Raw genomic sequence first — 17572 nt, 5'->3', positions numbered from 1 at the left:
ATGAGGGCAGCCAATTATGACAAAAGACCGTAAAATTCTACTGATTGCTGGGCTTGCGATAGCGAGCTTTGCTCTTGGAATTGCGGGATATGCCCTGAATAAAAGCAGTAAAGAACGTGACCAGCAGGTGGGCGATGTACCCATAGAACAAGAGAAGAAGAAAGATAATAAGGCAGTATGGATTGCTTTGTTCCCTGTATTTATGGGAAGCGGGGTTGCGATTTTTGCGGCAACATCCCGAAAACGAAAACAGTGTAAGCCAAAAGACGATTAGGCTCTTTTGGTTAGGAATGGTTTGAATGCGAAGGCATAGGCTGACAACAGAAAATGAGGCAATCAACGGTATCCGCGTTCGGGGTATAGAGGTTAGCCGTATTGAAGGGTTAACAGATGCGGTTTTCGGTTTTGCTGTTAAGCTTGTGATCTTACGATGATGAGTATTCTTAAACAGTTACGTCGGTCCCTTATAAGGGTTGCGGTTGTAATGATGATGATTTTATTGCTGAGGGCAATATTACTGCAAGCGGCTATATTTGAGATTACTTATGGTGGGTGGTTAATAGCTTATATCGTATTTGTATTATTGGATTTCTTCGGAACGAGACATCACAGTAAACATATTCAAGACGATTGAGCTTGATAAGTATAGAAAGTTGAAGAGCATAAATTAATGCGAAGGCATAGGCTGACAACAGAAAATGAGACAATCAACGGTATCCGCGTTCGGGGTATCGAGGTTAGCCGTATTGAAGGGCTAACGGATGCGGTTTTCGGCCTTGCTGTAACGCTTTTGATTGTATCGGAAGAGGTGCCTAAAACCATTGATGAGCTTTTTGCGCTTGTACTCGGTTTTCCGTCTTTTGCTGTCACCTTTATGCTTATGCTGGTGATCTGGAACTGGCATTATCGGTATTTTAGAAAATATGGCTTGAATTCAGAGAAGGTCATGCATGCTAACGGGTTGTTGCTGTTCCTGGTTCTTTTATTCATGTTCCCGTTAAAGTTCCTTGCAAGTTTTGTTGTTGATTTTGTTATCCTTGAACAATGGTTTGGCTTTGATATGCCGACAAATTATCAGATGTCTGCGGATAAATATGATCTATTGCATATTCTGTATGCTTGTGGGTTTGCATCCGTATTTTGGTGTTTTGCCTGGCTTTATAAAATTGCCTATGACGCACGAGATGTTATCGAATTAACGGAACTGGAAGCGCTTCGAACGCAAATTCATTTACGGACATTTATTGTGGTCGGTGCTGTACCGCTTGCGACCATCCCGCTCTTATACTTGCCGACCTCGCTTGCGCCAATGATTGCAGGGTTTTCCAATTGCCTGATCTGGCCAATCACTAAGGCCTACACTGCGACCATTACAAAACAAATGAATGCATCTTTCACTGAAGAGGAATTGGTATAATGGCGAGGCCCCTTCCAAAAGACTTAGAGCAATCGATAAAAGGCGCTGCCTCCAAGGCAGAGGCGCGGTCCAGCTTTATCGCGGGGTTAATTATCGGTGGCTTAATTGGGTTTGCCATTGCAGCCATATTCTTTGGCTCGCTTGGTGGGCCTTCATTTTTCATGCTCGGCGCGTTCGGCGTTGCAGCGATCTGGTTTATGGCAGCTCGAAAGAAGCCAAAAGCTAAAAATAAATTACATTACAAAGATATAACGTTAAGGGACTAGCTTATGTTCAATAAGATCCTGATTGCCAACCGCGGTGAAATTGCCTGCCGTGTCATAAAAACCGCCAAGAAAATGGGCATTAAAACCGTTGCGGTTTATTCTGATGCTGATGCGGATGCACTGCATGTGGAAATGGCGGATGAGGCTGTGCATATCGGGCCACCAGCGGCAGCAGAAAGTTATCTGGTTGCTGATAAAATTCTTCAGGCTGCGAAGGATACGGGCGCCGAGGCGATCCATCCGGGCTATGGCTTCCTTTCTGAGCGTGCGTCCTTTGTAGAGGCAGTTGAGGCTGCTGGCATTACCTTTATTGGGCCGGGTGCCAGGGCGATTGACGCGATGGGCGATAAGATCACGTAAAAAAAGCTGGCGGCGGAAGCTGGCGTTTCAACAGTCCCCGGGCATATGGGGATTATTGAAGACGCCGACGAGGCGGTAAAAATCTCGGCTGAGATTGGATATCCTGTGATGCTAAAGGCGTCTGCCGGCGGTGGTGGTAAAGGCATGCGGATTGCCTTTAATGATGATGAGGCACGCGAAGGGTATATATCTGCGCAAAACGAAGCACGGACCAGCTTCGGGGATGACCGTGTATTCATTGAAAAGTTTGTCGAAGAACCCCGCCATATTGAAATTCAGGTCTTGGGTGATAAGCATGGTAACGTGATTTATCTCGGCGAACGTGAATGTTCGATCCAGCGGCGCCACCAGAAGGTGGTTGAGGAAGCGCCAAGTCCGTTTCTTGATGAAGCGACACGGAAAGCGATGGGTGAACAATCTGTAGCGCTATCGAAGGCAGTGGATTATGCAAGTGCAGGCACGGTTGAATTTATCGTCGATAAAAACCGCAACTTCTATTTCCTTGAAATGAATACACGGCTTCAGGTGGAACACCCTGTGACAGAGCATGTAACTGGGGTTGATCTTGTTGAACAGATGCTACGCGTTGCTTACGGCGAAAAACTATCAATGACGCAGGATGATGTGAAATTGACCGGTTGGTCGATGGAAACACGTGTCTATGCCGAAGACCCAATTCGTGGTTTCTTGCCATCCATCGGCCGTTTGACGCGCTATTTGCCGCCAGAAGAAGATGAGCATGTGCGTGTAGACACAGGGGTTTATGAGGGCGCGGAAATTTCCATGTTCTATGACCCGATGATTGCGAAACTCATCACCACTGGTGAAACACGCGATGAGGCGATTGCCCACCAACGCCGAGCATTGGATGAATACTATATCCGCGGTATCGCACATAATATCCCATTCCTATCTGCATTGATGGCGCACCCACGCTTTCAGTCAGGGAACATGACAACCAATTTCATCGCTGAGGAATATCCTGACGGTTTTGAAGGCGGTGCGCTCGCAGACAATGTGAAGGAAGCAATGATTGCGGTGGTTACCTTCTTAAACGCGGTGGATAAATCACGCGAAACGCAGATCGAAGGACAGATTCGGGACCTTGATGGCCCACAACTCAAGCCATGGATCGTTTCAATTGCTGGCGAAGATGTTGAAACAGCAATCGCGCCGTTGGAAGATCATGTTGAGATTCTAATGGGCGATAAAAAGCTTGAACTTTCGAGCGATTGGCGACCAGGCGAACCTGTGATTAATGTAGAGGTCAACGGTGTTGAATATGCGATGGAAATCGATCGCCTTCCGATCGGATACCGCCTGACAACAGACGGTGTTAGCGAAGATATTCTTATTCAAAGCCCGAAAGCGGCGGCGCTGTATAAACTTATGCCTGAAAAGGTTGCACCTGATACGAGTAAGATGCTTTTATGTCCTATGCCTGGGCTTGTGGTTTCTATTGCTGTTGCTGAAGGTGATGAAGTGAAAGCGGGTCAGACGCTAGCAGTTGTTGAAGCGATGAAAATGGAAAACATCCTTCGGGCAGAACGCGATGGTACTGTCGCGAGCATTAATGCCGAAGCAGGCGACAGTTTGGCGGTTGATGCTGTTATTATGGAATTTGAATAAGCTTTAAATTGGGAGCAGCCCATGAATACGCGGGAATGGATCGAAAAGCTGGTTGGGTTTAATACAATCTCCAGCGAATCAAATCTTGAATTAATAGATTACATCGCCGCGTATTTAAAAGAAGAGGGGATTGAGCCTACACTCATCTATAATGATGAAAAAACGAAGGCTAATCTCTTCGCGACTGTTGGGCCGAATGTGCCAGGTGGAATTGTGCTGTCTGGTCATACAGATGTTGTTCCAATAGAGGGACAGAAATGGTCCAGCGATCCTTTTACTGTGAGGGAGGCAGAGGGTAAACTTTTCGGCCGCGGCACTGCGGATATGAAAAGCTTTATCGCTATTGTGCTCGCCAGTCTACCAAAAATGAAGGATGCAAATCTAAAGCTTCCTATTCATTTTGCCTTTTCATATGACGAAGAAGTTGGGTGTTTGGGTGTGCAGTCAATGGTTAAGCATATGGCAGACCATGTTGCGCCGCCGCGGCTTGTAGTTGTCGGCGAGCCGACATCAATGCAGGTTGCAGCTGCGCATAAAGGCCAGCATGTTTCTAAAACGAAAATCGTTGGCCGTGAAGCACATTCAAGCAGGCCTGATGATGGTGTGAATGCAGTGGTGGTTGCGGCTCAGCTGATCCAGTTCATTACTGAAATGGCTGAGGAAGCAAGGATACTAGGCGCCCGCGATGAAGCTTTTGATCCTCCCTATACTTCTTTCAATATCGGGCCTATATCGGGGGGCAGTGCCTTTAATATCATCTCCAATACATGTGAATTTGATTGGGAATTCAGGCCTGTGCCGAACGATGATCCATCAGCGATATTAGATAAATATAACAGATATTTACATGACGTTGTTGAAGTGAAAATCAAAGAAAAATTCCCAGAATGTAGTGTTGAAAACGAAGTGTGGGCCTACCTTCCACCGCTCAAGGCTGACCCCGGATCAGACGGCGAAGCCCTGGCCCTAAAACTTGCCAATAAGAACGAGACAACCGTGGTTGCATTTGGCACGGAAGGTGGTCATTTTCAATCTATCGATTTTCCGGTTGTTGTGTGTGGCCCAGGTGATATTGCGCAAGCGCATAAACCAGATGAATTTATCAGCCTTGAGCAAGTCGAGGCTGGTGAAAAATTTATCGAACGGGTTATCGAGGTTATGTGCTGAGATATGCAAGACCGTATTGCGAAGCGCTTAACCATCAAAGGCAAGGTTCAGGGTGTCTGGTACCGAAAATGGTGTGAGCAACAAGCATTAGGGTTGGGCATCGATGGTTTCGTGCGAAATCGTATCAACGGTGATGTGGAGGCTTTGATTATCGGAACCACTGAGCGTGTGGATAGAATGATTGATTTATGTTACACAGGCCCTGATAATGCGGTTGTAAGTGAGATCGTAATTGAAGATGCACAGGGATTTGTACCTGCAAGGTTTGAAATAAAACCTACTGTATAAAACAAATGAAATGCATGTGGTTGTGGGGGCTGTATGAGTGAATATACCAACGTTTTAAAACAATTTCCGTTAGAACCTCGACCAGATATTCCGATTTTTGCAAGTTTCCTTGATATCTATTATTCAAAAATGAGTGGTGGTAGCATACCTCGCTGGTCAGACTTTAAAATTCATGATTTTGCCGGTTGGCACCCAAATATGGCTTTAAGCGATAAGATTGAAGATGGCGACGACTATATTTTCAGGATTTTTGGAACCGGATTTGTAGATTTGTTTGCGCAGGACTTTACGGGGGCGCCGCTGTGTCAGTCTATGGCGCCGGGGCATGTTGCTTCCAGTAAACAGCATTTCCACAAACTGGAAATGGGTCCTTATATTGGGTGGGCAAAGGGTGTTGTTCCGCTTGAGGGAAGGGAATATTTGCCTTTTGAGGTCATAGATCTGCCGTTACAAAATGAACTTGGCAAAGTGACCAGTTTTATTCATTTGCTGGGCGTTAAAAGTAAGGTGATTTAGGGCTGGGCAATTATATCTGGAAAACAGGATGAGTTTCTTCGATTGACTTTTTGGGAATTCGCGTTGCTTGCTTAGAAGCCGGATTAAAGAGCATTTCTTTGGGGCGTAGGCCAAAAATTTCATCAAAGACTGTTTTAAGCGCAACATCCAAATCATTCATCGTAATCGGAAGGCCAAGTGCCGTCATCGAGGTGACACCGTGTTCTGAAATTCCGCACGGTACAATACCCTGGAAATGTTCCAGATCAGGTTCAACATTAATGGCGATCCCGTGGTAAGTAACCCACTGGCGCACACGAACACCGATAGCGGCTATTTTCTCTTCCGACCCATCAGGACGATCAACCCAAACGCCAACGCGTCCCTGTTTGCGCTCGCTTTGCACGCCAAAGGTTTCAAGGGTTTGGATAATCACTTCTTCAAGGTTATAGACAAACTTACGGATGTCTTTGCCGCGCTTTTTCAAATCAAGAAGGAAGTAAACGACCCTTTGACCAGGGCCATGATAGGTATATTCACCGCCGCGCCCTGCATCATAAACCGGAAAGCGATCAGGATCGACAAGGTCGGATGGTTTGGCGCTCGTTCCTGCGGTATAGAGAGGTGGGTGCTCCAGTAACCAAACAAGCTCGTTTGCTTCGCCAGTGCGAATGGCGCGAACGCGTTCTTCCATAAATTCGAGCGCATCAGGATAGCTGATTAGCTCATCACTGATTTTCCACTCAACGGATGTTAGATCATCAGGTAATTTTTGTGCACAACTCATGCACGCTCTATAACCTTATCAATATAGTATGCCAAGTCATTTTAATGTGTTGATTGGTTAATAACTTGCTAACCATAATCGTGTAGGACATCATAAGGACGAATATAGAATTGTAACGTCGCTTGATTTTGGTTAAGCATGGAAGCAATCTATAAACTTAGGCACTATCAATAAACAGGAGAGGCATGTGGAAGCAGTAAATCGGGTGTCGGTTGATATCACGGTTGTTGTTGGCAGTTGCCATATGCCAATACGTCAGCTTCTGAAAATGGGGCGTGGTGCTGTTATTGATCTCGACGCCGGCCATGAGGATGAGTGCTGGATCTACGCGAACGGTGAATTATTTGCGCGTGGTGAAATTATGATTGTCGGCGATAAAATAGGCGTCTCAATTACGCGCATGATGAGCGAACTTCAGGTTTAATGCTGCTTGCAGTTCGGGATGAAAATTATTTCATTTTGATGAAACTTTTTACTTGCCGCAGTTCTCTTTCCTTGCTAGTTAAGCGCCCGACCTTGTGCGGCCGTGGCGGAATTGGTAGACGCGCAGCGTTGAGGTCGCTGTGGGATTAATTTCCCGTGGAAGTTCGAGTCTTCTCGGCCGCACCATTCCTTCTTACTATACCAAATAAAACTCAATTCTTGATCAAGTTAGAAACTGATCAGTTATGGTTTTTGATGCCTGTTTACATCGAAAAGAGGCCACTGAATTTTGCCGCAGAAAGTTCGCTTAAACCTATAGGTCAGAATGTGTCATGGTGCAAAGGTATCTCTGTTACTCACCGAAGAGTTCTTTGTTATTTGCTACAAACGCCTCTAACGTATTGAAAAAGTTTAAAATATCTTGTTTTTCATTATTAGCGTTAACCGTTACCAGCCTGATGAACGTATCGTCTTTAAACGATCCATAGCCAACAAGTAATTCAGAATTTTCATAAAGCTGCGTACAGATATCTTCTGCTGCTATTCCTTTGTAATTGAAGCAAATAGCCACGGTATCATCGATACTATAGTCCGTATAATCCGGGTTGCCTCTCACGTAGTCTCTGGCGATATCAGCAAGTTCAAATTGTTTGTCGATAATTTGGCCAAGACCATTTGTGCCAACGCTTTTCCAAAGGACCCAGAATTTAAGGGCATCATTTCGTCGACCGCATTGCAGTGATGTTTTGCCAAGATTGAAATCATCATGATCGGTTTGATAAAGATATGATGCATCGTTAGAGAAAGAATCGTAAAGGTACTTCTTATCCTTAACGACAATCAATGAACAACTCAGCGGCGTGCCAAGCATCTTGTGCGCGTTCAATGTGAAGGAGTTTACCAGTTCAACCCCTTCGATTAAATGACGGTATTTTTCGCTAAATAAAACTGAACCACCATAAGCGCCGTCCACATGCAGCCAAATGTCAAACTCCTTGGCAATCTGGCTTGCAGCAACAAGGTCATCATACGTGCCCAAAACGGTCGTTGCGGCGGTACAATTGATCAAAATTGGATGGAAGCCGGCAGTAATGTCTGCCTCGATAGTGCGTCGAAGGGCATTCATATCCATCCTCCCTTCGGTATCTGACGGTATTTGCCGAACGTGATTTCGGCCAATTCCCGCAAAGGCAGCGTTCTTCTGAGTGCTGTAATGGCTGTCAGCTGATGTGTATACGGTCATTTTTTGATGGACACCATCGAACCTTGTGCGCTCATTAAAGGCATCCCGCGCCATGATCATGCCCATAAGGTTGGTCATTGAGCCCCCAGCGGCGAGAGTGCCATCCGAGTTTTCGTCCCAACCAATCATGTTACATACTTCGCGTAAAACAGCCTTCTCAACACCAATTTGCGGGCCTGCTACCTTGTAGGTGTACATGCTGTTGTTAAGCATGACGGCGAGAAGGTCGCCGAGTATAGCATGTTCTTGCCGCCCGCCGAAAAGTTGATTGAAGAATGATGGGGTTGCTGTTTTGGGGGTCGCCAGAACAATGTCCTTCAGCGCTTTTTCAAGGTTTTTAGTATCAATACCATCAGCTTGCAGAGATAGATCCAAACGATCATACAAATCTGTTGCAGGAATGTGTTTTGAAACAGGATTTTGCTGCTCGTCTTCCAAAAGCGCATTCATCAAACGATTGAAGGTTTCCAGACTCTGTTTCATACTTTTAGCACCTTAAATTTAACCACGTGGTCGTTTACCTTAGTTTTCCTAAGATCCAAACGATTAATTTAGAACTAGGGCCAATTGTCACGCGCCGAATGTGGTCGCTTTAAATTAATTACTCGTATTAAAACAGTTTGCTTGTTATTGTAATGTTGAATTGAGGATGGGGAATTATAATGCAGACATTGGAATGTGATTATTTAGTCATTGGAGCAGGTGCTGCTGCTATGGCATTTGTTGATGTGATGCTAAGTGAGGGCGATGCGACATTCATCGTAGTTGATAATCACGCGGCCCCGGGCGGGCACTGGAATGACGCATATCCGTTCGTACGGTTGCATCAGCCATCCAGTTTTTATGGCGTTTCGTCTATGGAACTGGGGTCTGGGCGAATTGATACTTATGGTTCCAATAAGGGCTATTATGAACTCGCTTCTGGCGCTGAAATACTAGCTTATTTCGACAGGGTTATGCGGGAAGTTTTTATTCCGAGTGGCCGTGTCCAATATTACCCCATGCATGAATATATTGGAGGGCATAGCGATAAAGTTGGCAATGTTCGCTCGGTAATATCAGGTGAAGAATTTCAGATCAATGTTCGCGCTAAAACTGTTGATAGTACCTTCTTTAAAACCAGCGTTCCATCAACTCACCAACGAAAATATTCCAATGCTGATGGTGTAACGGTTATTCCGCCGAATGACCTAGCCAAAAAAGCGCCGCATCATAAAAGTTACTGTGTAATCGGGGGCGGTAAAACGGCGATGGATACTATTGTCTGGCTTATGGATAATGGTGCCAACGCTCAAGACATCAACTGGGTTTGCCCCAGAGGATCTTGGTTGATTAACCGTGCAGGAACGCAGCCTGGCCAGGAAAACTTTGAAGCGTCTATTGGTGGCTTTGCCGCGCAAATGGAAGCAGCCGCAACAGCCGTATCCCCAGAAGACCTGTTTTTGAAATTAGAGGCTGCTGGCGTTATGCTTCGTATTGACGAACAAGAAATGCCCTCGATGGTCCATTATGCGACGATCAGCAAAGGTGAGGTTGATGTCCTTCGCCAGATTTCAAATGTGATTAAGGGCAAACGTGTCAATCATATTACTGAGGGCGGCCTTGTTATGCAAGATGGTCAGGAAATAGACCTACCAGCTGCAACGCTTTACATTGACTGTACCGCTTCTGCTGTGGAATTCCTTGATAAAACGACCAAGCCGATGTTTACAGAAACCTTGATCACCATTCAGGCAGTTCGCGCACCGCTTGTGAGCTATAGTGCTGCCGTGGTTGGCTATGTTGAAGCACATTACGATGATGACAAAAAGAAGAATGCTCTTTGCACGCCCATCATGCTCTCGGATACCATGTATGAATGGATGGTTTCGTTCTTTGGGAACATGCTCAATCAGAATGCATTTTCGGGCGAAAAAGACTTTCAGAAATGGAGTTTAGGTAACAGGCTTGATCCTTTCGGGACGGTCGCCAAATCTGCTGATATGACGGACCCCAAACAGGCCGCTATTATGATGAAACTAAGGGATAACGCAATGCCCGCGGCTATGAATTTGCAAAAACTGATAGCTGAAGGCGCTGATTAACTGCTTATGGTAAATATATCTATTTTTGCCGTGCTGATACCCACGGTGTAAAATAAGAAAAGGTTGTCAGAGCGGGTTTCCTTTTGAGCGAATATATTCTATTAAACCAATGACATGCACGGTGTCGTGTGCAAAATGAATTTCTAAGTAAGTATATGCTTTAAAACAGCAAAGGAGGGGTGATGGAACATAAAGACCAAAATAATGATCCTGATGCTACTCCAAAAGACGTTAAAATTTTCGATATCAATGCGGATGACCGGACAACAGATCAAACGACCGAGGGCCCACAGCTTGATGTTCACATAAGCCGGGAGTTCATCCAGCAGCTTCAGAAAATTCTGAGCGATGAAGATACCGATGCTCTCTTTGTCTTACTAGAAGATTTTCACGCCGCTGATGTTGCCGATATTTTGGAGGTTCTGGCCTCTAAAGAACGCCTCAAACTGATCGAACTTTTGGGTTCCAGACTTGACCCTGAAGTTCTGATCGAGATTGAGGGTGAAGCACAGGACGATCTATATGAGAATATCCCGAACGAGCAGATTGCCGATGCGGTAAACGAGCTTGAGACGGATGATGCTGTCTATGTCCTTGAAGAACTTGATGATCAAGACCGTGAAGAAGTATTAAAATCGCTCGCGGTTGATGACCGGGTTGCGATTGAGGAAAGCTTAAGTTTCCCCGAGGATTCTGCTGGACGTTTGATGCAGCGCGACCTGGTGGCGTTGCCAGAGTTTTGGACGGTTGGCCAGACTATTGATTATCTGCGGTCTGATGATGCCGACGTACCAGACGATTTTTACGATATTTTTGTGGTTGACCCTGGGCACAAACCAGTAGGTAGCGTACCCCTTTCCAGGGTTATGCGGACAGGCAGGGATAAGGCTATCGGCTCAATCATGGACCCTGAGCTTTATCTTGTTGATGTCAAGGCGGATCAGGAAGAAGTCGCATACCAATTTACAAAATATCACCTGATTTCAGCGGCAGTGATTGACGAATCTCGCCGTCTGGTTGGTGTGATTACGGTTGATGATGTTGTCGATGTTATTGAAGAAGAAGCCGAAGAGGATATCCTTGCGCTAGCAGGTGTTGGGGGTGACACAGCCCTCAATGAAAATATTCGCGAAATTACCAAAAGCCGCTTTACTTGGTTGCTTGCAAACCTTGGTACAGCAATTCTTGCCTCTGCGGTGATTGGGTTCTTTGACGCAACGATCGAACAAATGGTTGCTCTTGCGGTTTTGATGCCCATTGTTGCGTCGATGGGCGGCAATGCAGGCACCCAAACCATGACTGTGGCTGTGCGCGCCCTAGCCACCAAAGAATTGGGAACAACCAATGCCCTCAGGAATATAAGCCGCGAAGTGATTGTCGCCGGGTTTAACGGGGTTATTCTTGCATTAATATCCGGGGTCATAGCGTGGTTATGGTTCGATAGCATAATGCTTGGCGGGGTGTTTGCTGCGGCAATGATTGTTAATATGCTGGCGGCGGGACTGTTTGGTATTCTCGTCCCGCTTGCAATGCAGCGAAGCGGCATAGATCCCGCTATTGCGTCGAGTGTTTTTGTTACGACGATCACCGATGTTGTTGGCTTTTTTGCTTTTCTTGGCCTTGCTGCCCTTTTCTTGCTGCAAGGGGGCTTATGAAAAACGGTCCTGTCCTTCTTGTTGATGATGAACCTGTTGTTTTAAGCATAAACGCGGCCGCAGTTCGCCATTTCGGCTTTGAGGCAATCACGGCGGATACGGTCGAAGATGGCTTGGACATTGTCAGGGCCTTTAAGCCAGCGCTTATTATCAGTGATGTTCAGATGCCGGGAATGGGTGGTTTTGATTTTGCGGAATCAATGGAACGCCAAGGCATGAAGATGATGCCGATTATTTATATGACAGGTTATAATGACCTTGAGATTTTCAGGGGTGGTCTGCGTGTTGGCGGTGATGACTTTGTTGCAAAAGGAAGCCCAATTGAGGTTTTGAGGCATAGGGTCGCTTTCTGGATGACAACAGGGTTTCCATCATTGCCGAAGGACTTGCGTCGGCGGGCATTACATACAGTTAATGGTATGCGCGGTGACGACGTTGCCGATGTTCAACATCATCTATCCACAGATCAGGAATTAATAAATCGGGTGGGTAGTTACCTGATGGATGAACTCAAGCCGCTTGGCAGTGAATATGGATACCGGATGGTTGATAGAATTTGTTACCTTGGTCGGCTGTCACGTTTGATTTTGGATGAAAGCGCTACCTTTGGTGATTATCTTCGTTTCCCGGATTATGTGCGCGAAATCACGAATGGTCTTAAGACCCCATGGGCGCCTGATATGTGGCCGCTTTTGAAACAATTCGAAAGTTATGTGAGCGACCCTCGGTTTGTTTATGCTGGAAATGATGGCCTTCGTCATTTCAGGGATTATGCATGGTTCAGCGAAGGACATGAGTTATTTGAATGACACTACATTTGTTAAGAGTTGCCGCGGGCGTTAAATCAATAGACCACTTGAGGGAAGTTGTAGAACGCTTTTCCTACGAACATACGACATATGGCACCGTAATGCCGCTTACCACTAGAAATCGTCCGAAAAGGCAGGATGAGCTTTTAAAGGGTGGGTCAGTATACTGGATTGTTAAGAATGTCATTCTGGCACGTGCACCATTGGTTGGGTTTGAAGAGTTTCAAGCAGGGGATGGGCGAACTGCGGTTAATATGCTCGTAAAGCCTGAGGTGATTTTAACCGAGCCAAGACCAAAACGAGGGTTTCAGGGCTGGCGCTACTTGAAAGGTGAGGATGCCCCCGATGATCTAACAGGAGCAGGTGGAAAGCAATCTTATGAGGATATGCCAACCGAAATGATGATAGAACTGAAAGAACTTGGGTTACTTTGAAAAATAGTTGGGGAGGAACTTAGTATGAGAAAAATAATCGCAAGCGCATTGTTGGTAGCAGCCCTCGGTGTGCCGATTTGGGCAAATGATGAACCCGACCTGGAAATTATCAATAAAATTCGTGATGAAGGCTTTAATAACTCGCAGGTTATGGAAACGCTGGGATATTTGAGCGATGTTATTGGCCCGCGCCTAACAGGGACACCAGCAATGCTGGAAGCCAATAATTGGACCAAAGACCAGTTAACTGAATGGGGGCTGGAAAATGCCCATTTGGATGGCTTCGATTTTGGACCGGGCTGGACGATGAATTCAATCCAGGTGCACATGACTGCCCCGCGAAAAACCCAGCTATATGCCTATCCGATTAGTTGGCATCCGGGAACGGACGGCCTTTTGGAAGCTGAGGTTGTGTACGCCCCGATGCGCTCCAAGGCGGATTTTGAAAAATACAAAGGTAAACTAGAGGGCAAGATTGTTCTCGTCAGTAGGGTTCGGGCGCAGCGCGAGCCAAGGAACACAGTATTTACACGGCGCGATGAAGAAAGCCTGAAAAGAACATCTGAGTATAATGTTCCTGAATCGAACGATACAAATGACCTCCCGGGGTGGGTAAATTTCTTTAATTTTGGATACGAGCTCGAACATTTCCTCAGGGAAGAAGGGGCTGCTGCGATGGTGAAAAGATCACCGCGCGGTGCAGCGCTTATTGAGGCTAGTGGGTACCAGCACTGGGAAGGGGAAACTGCTCGGGTTCCTGGTATCAGTATGGCCGCTGAACATTATGAGCGAATGGTGCGGCTAATTAATTGGGGTGAAGATGTAAAACTATCGATGAATGTTGATGTAACGTTCCACCGCGATGATATGAAAAGCTACTCAACCCTCGCTGAGATTAAGGGCAAAGGTCGAAATCCAGAAGTTGTTATGCTTGGTGCTCACCTTGATAGCTGGTTCGTCGGTGACGGTGCTGTTGATAATGGTGCTGGTGTTGCTGTAACAATGGAAGCTGTAAGAATATTAAAAGCGATCGGAATTAAACCCAAAAGAACAATCCGCATTGGCCTCTGGGGTGGTGAGGAACAGGGTTATTTCGGTTCTCAGCAATATGTCATGGATCATTTGGTAACAAGGCCAGTCAATAAAGATCCTAAGTTGAAATATATGGGGCCCTATGAAAAATACTACGGCCAATTCCCGATTACTAAACTGAAAGGGTACGATAAGTTTTCAGCTTATTTTAACTTGGACAATGGTTCGGGGAAAATAAGGGGAATTTACGCCGAAGGAAATTCAGAAGCCGCTGACATATTTGAAAAATGGCTTAAGCCTTTCCATGATGTAGGGGCAAAAACAGTAACGCTGAATAACACAGGCGGTACGGACCATGAACCATTTGATGATGTTGGTCTGCCGGGGTTTCAGTTTATTCAAGATCCGCTCGATTATGGATCACGTCTGCATCATAGCCAGATTGATATGCTGGACCATGCTTACGCAAAGGATTTGAAACAGGCGGCAGTTATTATGGCGAGTTTTGTTTATAACGCTGCGATGCGTGAAGAACGTTTCCCTCGTAAGCCTGAACCTACACCAAACGATTAATCAGCATTTTATTATGGCGATCACTTTATTCTTTCGAGTTGATCGCCATATTATCCAGCAAACGAACATTGCCGAATCTGGCTACTGAAATAACTCTGGCTTCGCCTTTAATTTTATCAATTGGCAGAAGCGTGTCTTTGTCAACGATCGATACATAGTCAACTTTCGTAAACCCTGCCTTCAAAAGTTCGCTTGCTGCATCCTGTTCCAGTTTGCGAAGGTTTTTACCGACCTCAGCACCAATTACTAACTGCTTGAGTATTTTGTTGAAGCTTCCTGCCGTTTCGCGTTCTTTAGGTGATAAATATACATTCCGCGAGGAGGCAGCTAAGCCATCATTCTCGCGAACGAGTGTACCGCCCATAATTTCACAGGAAATGTTCAAATCTTTGACAAAGCGCCTGATAACGGCAAGCTGCTGATAATCCTTTTCGCCAAAGATTGCGACATCAGCGTGGGATTGGAGGATCAGTTTCGTCACAACAGTTGCAACGCCTTCAAAGTGACCCGGTCGATTAACCCCTTCATAATCCTTACCGAGTTTTGGGACAGCAACTTTAGTTTCAAATCCATCGGGATACATTTCTGAAACACTGGGGGCAAAAACCAAATCTGCCTGGGTTTCGGTCAACTTTGACCTGTCTTCCGTTTCCTGACGAGGGTACTTGCTTAAGTCTTCGTTTTCTCCAAATTGGGCTGGGTTAACGAAGATGCTCACGATAATTTTGTCAACTTTACTCGCGATTTCATTCACGAGGGATAGGTGCCCGTGATGCAGGGCGCCCATAGTTGGTACTAATCCAACCTTTAAGCCATCCGCATGCCATTTTTTTACGATATCTCTAAGGTCAGCCACTGTTCGAGTAACAGGGATAAGCGCAGAAGTGTTCAAGGTATGAAATCCTAATTAGAGGCGAGGATAGTCGTGTTGTCGGCTATCCTGCGGGTAGGGGCCAATGAGGCATTATCGAGAGCATCAAAGCCATTATAGTTGATCATACTAATGACTTTACTAACATATTCACTCCCTTGTTCGGAGTATTTCAATAACGAAGGTGCAAGGGCAAGTCCTGTCACTGGAAGATTATGCTTTTTAAGTTCTGCGCGTCTACTTCTAAGGCCTGGATAGTTACTATTTCGGTTTAAATTTGTCATGTAACTTATTACACTATCAAGTAAATATTCAAAGCTCTTGACGCGGTGTGTCTTGCCTTCTTCTCTCCCCCTTGGGACAATTCCTGGCTCATTGTCATCCCAAACCCATTGCCCAAAGAGTGCGTTGCCTTCTTGCGAAAAGTAACTACTTCCCCACCCTGACTCGATAGCAGCCTGCGCCATGGCAAGCGAGGGCGGGATGGTGTCCAATTTGTAGAGCAGGCGATCAATATCAGTTTCACTAGGTTGAAGCGCAATTTGAGCACGCTCCTGTTGGCTTAGATATTTTCTGAAAAGGCCATGGATCCAATCGCGCTCTGTGGCCCTTAGTAGGTAACCGCGGTTAATCTTACGTTTTAATTTTAGTGCAGTTTTTCTGTCGGCTAGAATAAGTTCATTCGAGCGTAAAATTAAGGGCAGCATTGTTGAAATGAACAACTGTTTCCGTTTGGCAGTGTTCTCAATTTCCGGTAGTGATTCGGGTAGACGTGTTAAAAACACACGCGGAATTGCTTCAATATTCTGGAAATTTTTAGCGAGAACACCAGCCAGTTTATTGTTAACTTCCTCTGTGCTTTTCGGAGGAGACTCATGGGCAAGGTAATTTGGTGTACCTTGCTCTAAGCTGGTGATTCTGGCGGTTTGAAGGAAATAGCGCGCCGAGAAAATAGGAAGCACAATAAACAAAGCCACCAGAGCAATGATACCAATGTATCTGCTAATGACTTTCATGAATTATGGCTCCCCATTGATATTTAAATCAATCTTCTTCGTTTCTATTTATATTTTATCCGGCTATAACCCCATTAGTAAAGATATGTAGTTATAAACTGATAGATTTGAACCTGAGGATCGGTCAATTCTGTCACGTAGAATTCGTAAATGGGTATGTATATGTCAACATATGGTCGACCGTATTTGATTGTTCTCGGCAATGAAAAAGGGGGGTCAGGAAAATCTACAACAGCGATGCATATCGTTGTATCCTTGCTTTCAGAAGGATACCGTGTTGCCACGATTGATCTGGATGCACGGCAGAAAAGTTTAACACGTTACGTGGAAAATCGCCGTAAGTTCTGTGAAACCCGTGGTTTCGATTTGCCGATGCCCATCGAGCGCGTTGTGCCAAGGTCAGAGTATCGTACTGCCGACGAATCCGAAGCCGATGAGAAAGCGCGTTTTGAAGCTGCATACAGCGATGTTGCTGATAGTGTAGATGTTATTGTTATTGACTGCCCCGGAAGCGATACATTTTTATCGAGGTTGGCACACACTGCGGCAGATACGCTCGTGACTCCCGTTAATGACAGCTTTGTGGATTTGGACTTGCTCGCCCGCGTTGACCCTGAAAATCATAAGGTGGTAGGGCCTAGCCTGTATGCGGAAATGGTCTGGAAAGCACGTCAACGACGCTCGATGGCAGATGGTGCATCCATTGACTGGGTTGTTCTTAGAAACCGGGTAGGGACGTTGCATGCCAAGAATAAAGAGCGCGTAGAGAAAGTTTTAAATGAGCTTACGAAAAGAATAGGTATCCGGTATATTTCTGGCCTGAGCGAACGTGTTGTTTACCGTGAGTTATTCCTGCACGGCCTTACACTATTGGATTTGAAGGAAATAGGCGGATTGGACGGTAAAGGACTTTCGATGTCACACGTAACGGCGCGTCAAGAACTCCGTTCATTGATGGATGGCTTGAATTTACCGTTTAGACGCGAAAAAGTGGCCTGATGAAAAGATAGGTAGGTAAAGGAG

At 45.7% G+C, this 17572-nt stretch carries 20 protein-coding genes and 1 tRNA gene; 17 read left to right on the top strand and 4 right to left on the bottom strand.

Annotated elements, in window-relative coordinates:
• The first annotated feature begins 16 nt into the window (after positions 1–16).
• The 9 genes from KFF44_RS10785 to KFF44_RS10745 all read left to right on the top strand — a co-directional run bounded on the left by KFF44_RS10785 (position 17) and on the right by KFF44_RS10745 (position 5643).
• The gene (locus KFF44_RS10785; protein WP_255934142.1) at positions 17–274 is read left to right on the top strand and encodes a hypothetical protein; all 258 of its coding nucleotides are present in this window, start codon (positions 17–19) and stop codon (positions 272–274) included.
• 25 nt (positions 275–299) lie between these two features.
• Positions 300–434, top strand: coding sequence for a hypothetical protein (locus tag KFF44_RS10780; RefSeq protein WP_255934141.1), 135 nt, complete (start codon positions 300–302; stop codon positions 432–434).
• A gap of 236 nt (positions 435–670) precedes the next feature.
• A complete protein-coding gene (locus KFF44_RS10775; RefSeq protein WP_255934138.1) occupies positions 671–1417 on the top strand; it encodes a TMEM175 family protein in 747 nt (248 codons plus the stop codon).
• Complete coding sequence (locus KFF44_RS10770; protein WP_255934133.1) at positions 1417–1683, top strand: hypothetical protein; 267 nt, start codon at positions 1417–1419, stop codon at positions 1681–1683. Before KFF44_RS10775 ends, KFF44_RS10770 begins: the two co-directional genes overlap by 1 nt.
• 3 nt (positions 1684–1686) lie before the next feature.
• On the top strand, positions 1687–2043 hold the full coding sequence (locus KFF44_RS10765) for a biotin carboxylase N-terminal domain-containing protein (protein ID WP_255934131.1): 357 nt from the start codon (positions 1687–1689) through the stop codon (positions 2041–2043).
• 45 nt (positions 2044–2088) lie between these two features.
• Positions 2089–3672 carry a DUF2118 domain-containing protein gene (locus tag KFF44_RS10760; RefSeq protein WP_370691084.1) on the top strand — a complete coding sequence of 528 codons (1584 nt, stop codon included), beginning with the start codon at positions 2089–2091 and terminating at the stop codon, positions 3670–3672.
• Between the two features lie 21 nt (positions 3673–3693).
• On the top strand, positions 3694–4839 hold the full coding sequence (gene argE / locus KFF44_RS10755) for an acetylornithine deacetylase (protein WP_255934130.1): 1146 nt from the start codon (positions 3694–3696) through the stop codon (positions 4837–4839).
• A 3-nt stretch (positions 4840–4842) separates the two neighbouring features.
• On the top strand, positions 4843–5127 hold the full coding sequence (locus tag KFF44_RS10750) for an acylphosphatase (protein WP_255934128.1): 285 nt from the start codon (positions 4843–4845) through the stop codon (positions 5125–5127).
• Between the two features lie 33 nt (positions 5128–5160).
• Positions 5161–5643 (top strand): hypothetical protein, encoded by a 483-nt coding sequence (locus KFF44_RS10745; protein WP_255934127.1) that lies wholly within the window; start codon positions 5161–5163, stop codon positions 5641–5643.
• Positions 5644–5653: 10 nt separating this feature from the next.
• Here KFF44_RS10745 and lipB read toward each other — a convergent pair whose 3' ends face one another.
• A complete protein-coding gene (gene lipB / locus KFF44_RS10740) occupies positions 5654–6409 on the bottom strand; it encodes a lipoyl(octanoyl) transferase LipB (protein WP_255934125.1) in 756 nt (251 codons plus the stop codon).
• A 187-nt stretch (positions 6410–6596) separates the two neighbouring features.
• Between lipB and KFF44_RS10735 the strand changes: the two genes are divergently transcribed.
• Entirely contained in the window at positions 6597–6833 is a 237-nt protein-coding gene (locus KFF44_RS10735) for a FliM/FliN family flagellar motor switch protein (RefSeq protein ID WP_255934124.1), read from the top strand.
• Positions 6834–6929: 96 nt separating this feature from the next.
• Positions 6930–7018: transfer RNA gene (locus KFF44_RS10730), tRNA-Leu, on the top strand.
• A gap of 166 nt (positions 7019–7184) precedes the next feature.
• On the opposite strand, the gene KFF44_RS10725 is transcribed toward KFF44_RS10730, so the two are convergent.
• Positions 7185–8558: a pyridoxal-dependent decarboxylase gene (locus KFF44_RS10725; protein WP_255934123.1), complete on the bottom strand. Its 1374-nt coding sequence runs from the start codon at positions 8556–8558 to the stop codon at positions 7185–7187.
• 179 nt (positions 8559–8737) lie between these two features.
• Here KFF44_RS10725 and KFF44_RS10720 point away from each other — a divergent pair, with 179 nt between their 5' ends.
• From KFF44_RS10720 to KFF44_RS10700, 5 genes are all read left to right on the top strand, one after another.
• Complete coding sequence (locus KFF44_RS10720) at positions 8738–10159, top strand: hypothetical protein (RefSeq protein ID WP_255934122.1); 1422 nt, start codon at positions 8738–8740, stop codon at positions 10157–10159.
• Between the two features lie 182 nt (positions 10160–10341).
• A complete protein-coding gene (gene mgtE, locus KFF44_RS10715) occupies positions 10342–11814 on the top strand; it encodes a magnesium transporter (protein ID WP_255934121.1) in 1473 nt (490 codons plus the stop codon).
• On the top strand, positions 11811–12623 hold the full coding sequence (locus tag KFF44_RS10710; RefSeq protein WP_255934120.1) for a response regulator: 813 nt from the start codon (positions 11811–11813) through the stop codon (positions 12621–12623). Before mgtE ends, KFF44_RS10710 begins: the two co-directional genes overlap by 4 nt.
• Entirely contained in the window at positions 12620–13057 is a 438-nt protein-coding gene (locus tag KFF44_RS10705; protein ID WP_255934119.1) for a DUF1489 family protein, read from the top strand. Before KFF44_RS10710 ends, KFF44_RS10705 begins: the two co-directional genes overlap by 4 nt.
• Positions 13058–13081: 24 nt before the next feature.
• On the top strand, positions 13082–14662 hold the full coding sequence (locus tag KFF44_RS10700; RefSeq protein WP_255934117.1) for a M20/M25/M40 family metallo-hydrolase: 1581 nt from the start codon (positions 13082–13084) through the stop codon (positions 14660–14662).
• 25 nt (positions 14663–14687) lie between these two features.
• On the opposite strand, the gene panC is transcribed toward KFF44_RS10700, so the two are convergent.
• Entirely contained in the window at positions 14688–15554 is an 867-nt protein-coding gene (panC, locus tag KFF44_RS10695) for a pantoate--beta-alanine ligase (protein ID WP_255934115.1), read from the bottom strand.
• Positions 15555–15565: 11 nt separating this feature from the next.
• Entirely contained in the window at positions 15566–16549 is a 984-nt protein-coding gene (locus KFF44_RS10690) for a glucosaminidase domain-containing protein (RefSeq protein WP_255934114.1), read from the bottom strand.
• Positions 16550–16711: 162 nt separating this feature from the next.
• Between KFF44_RS10690 and KFF44_RS10685 the strand changes: the two genes are divergently transcribed.
• Complete coding sequence (locus tag KFF44_RS10685; RefSeq protein ID WP_255934113.1) at positions 16712–17548, top strand: division plane positioning ATPase MipZ; 837 nt, start codon at positions 16712–16714, stop codon at positions 17546–17548.
• Positions 17549–17572 lie beyond the last annotated feature (24 nt).

The organism is Kordiimonas sp. SCSIO 12610 (assembly GCF_024398015.1).
Lineage (GTDB): Bacteria > Pseudomonadota > Alphaproteobacteria > Sphingomonadales > Kordiimonadaceae > CANLMI01.
The sequence above is the reverse complement of the archived record's forward strand: the minus strand, read 5'-3'. Positions and strand labels throughout refer to the sequence as shown.

Coding starts and splice junctions, on each gene's coding strand:
- KFF44_RS10700 (WP_255934117.1), top strand. CDS start 13,082: ATGAGAAAAATAATCGCAAGCGCATTGTTGGTAGCAGCCCTCGGTGTG.
- KFF44_RS10690 (WP_255934114.1), bottom strand. CDS start 16,549: ATGAAAGTCATTAGCAGATACATTGGTATCATTGCTCTGGTGGCTTTG.
- KFF44_RS10765 (WP_255934131.1), top strand. CDS start 1,687: ATGTTCAATAAGATCCTGATTGCCAACCGCGGTGAAATTGCCTGCCGT.
- KFF44_RS10745 (WP_255934127.1), top strand. CDS start 5,161: ATGAGTGAATATACCAACGTTTTAAAACAATTTCCGTTAGAACCTCGA.
- argE (WP_255934130.1), top strand. CDS start 3,694: ATGAATACGCGGGAATGGATCGAAAAGCTGGTTGGGTTTAATACAATC.
- KFF44_RS10760 (WP_370691084.1), top strand. CDS start 2,089: ATGGGGATTATTGAAGACGCCGACGAGGCGGTAAAAATCTCGGCTGAG.
- KFF44_RS10725 (WP_255934123.1), bottom strand. CDS start 8,558: ATGAAACAGAGTCTGGAAACCTTCAATCGTTTGATGAATGCGCTTTTG.
- KFF44_RS10780 (WP_255934141.1), top strand. CDS start 300: ATGCGAAGGCATAGGCTGACAACAGAAAATGAGGCAATCAACGGTATC.
- KFF44_RS10720 (WP_255934122.1), top strand. CDS start 8,738: ATGCAGACATTGGAATGTGATTATTTAGTCATTGGAGCAGGTGCTGCT.
- KFF44_RS10705 (WP_255934119.1), top strand. CDS start 12,620: ATGACACTACATTTGTTAAGAGTTGCCGCGGGCGTTAAATCAATAGAC.
- KFF44_RS10770 (WP_255934133.1), top strand. CDS start 1,417: ATGGCGAGGCCCCTTCCAAAAGACTTAGAGCAATCGATAAAAGGCGCT.
- KFF44_RS10685 (WP_255934113.1), top strand. CDS start 16,712: ATGTCAACATATGGTCGACCGTATTTGATTGTTCTCGGCAATGAAAAA.
- lipB (WP_255934125.1), bottom strand. CDS start 6,409: ATGAGTTGTGCACAAAAATTACCTGATGATCTAACATCCGTTGAGTGG.
- KFF44_RS10785 (WP_255934142.1), top strand. CDS start 17: ATGACAAAAGACCGTAAAATTCTACTGATTGCTGGGCTTGCGATAGCG.
- KFF44_RS10710 (WP_255934120.1), top strand. CDS start 11,811: ATGAAAAACGGTCCTGTCCTTCTTGTTGATGATGAACCTGTTGTTTTA.
- mgtE (WP_255934121.1), top strand. CDS start 10,342: ATGGAACATAAAGACCAAAATAATGATCCTGATGCTACTCCAAAAGAC.
- KFF44_RS10775 (WP_255934138.1), top strand. CDS start 671: ATGCGAAGGCATAGGCTGACAACAGAAAATGAGACAATCAACGGTATC.
- KFF44_RS10750 (WP_255934128.1), top strand. CDS start 4,843: ATGCAAGACCGTATTGCGAAGCGCTTAACCATCAAAGGCAAGGTTCAG.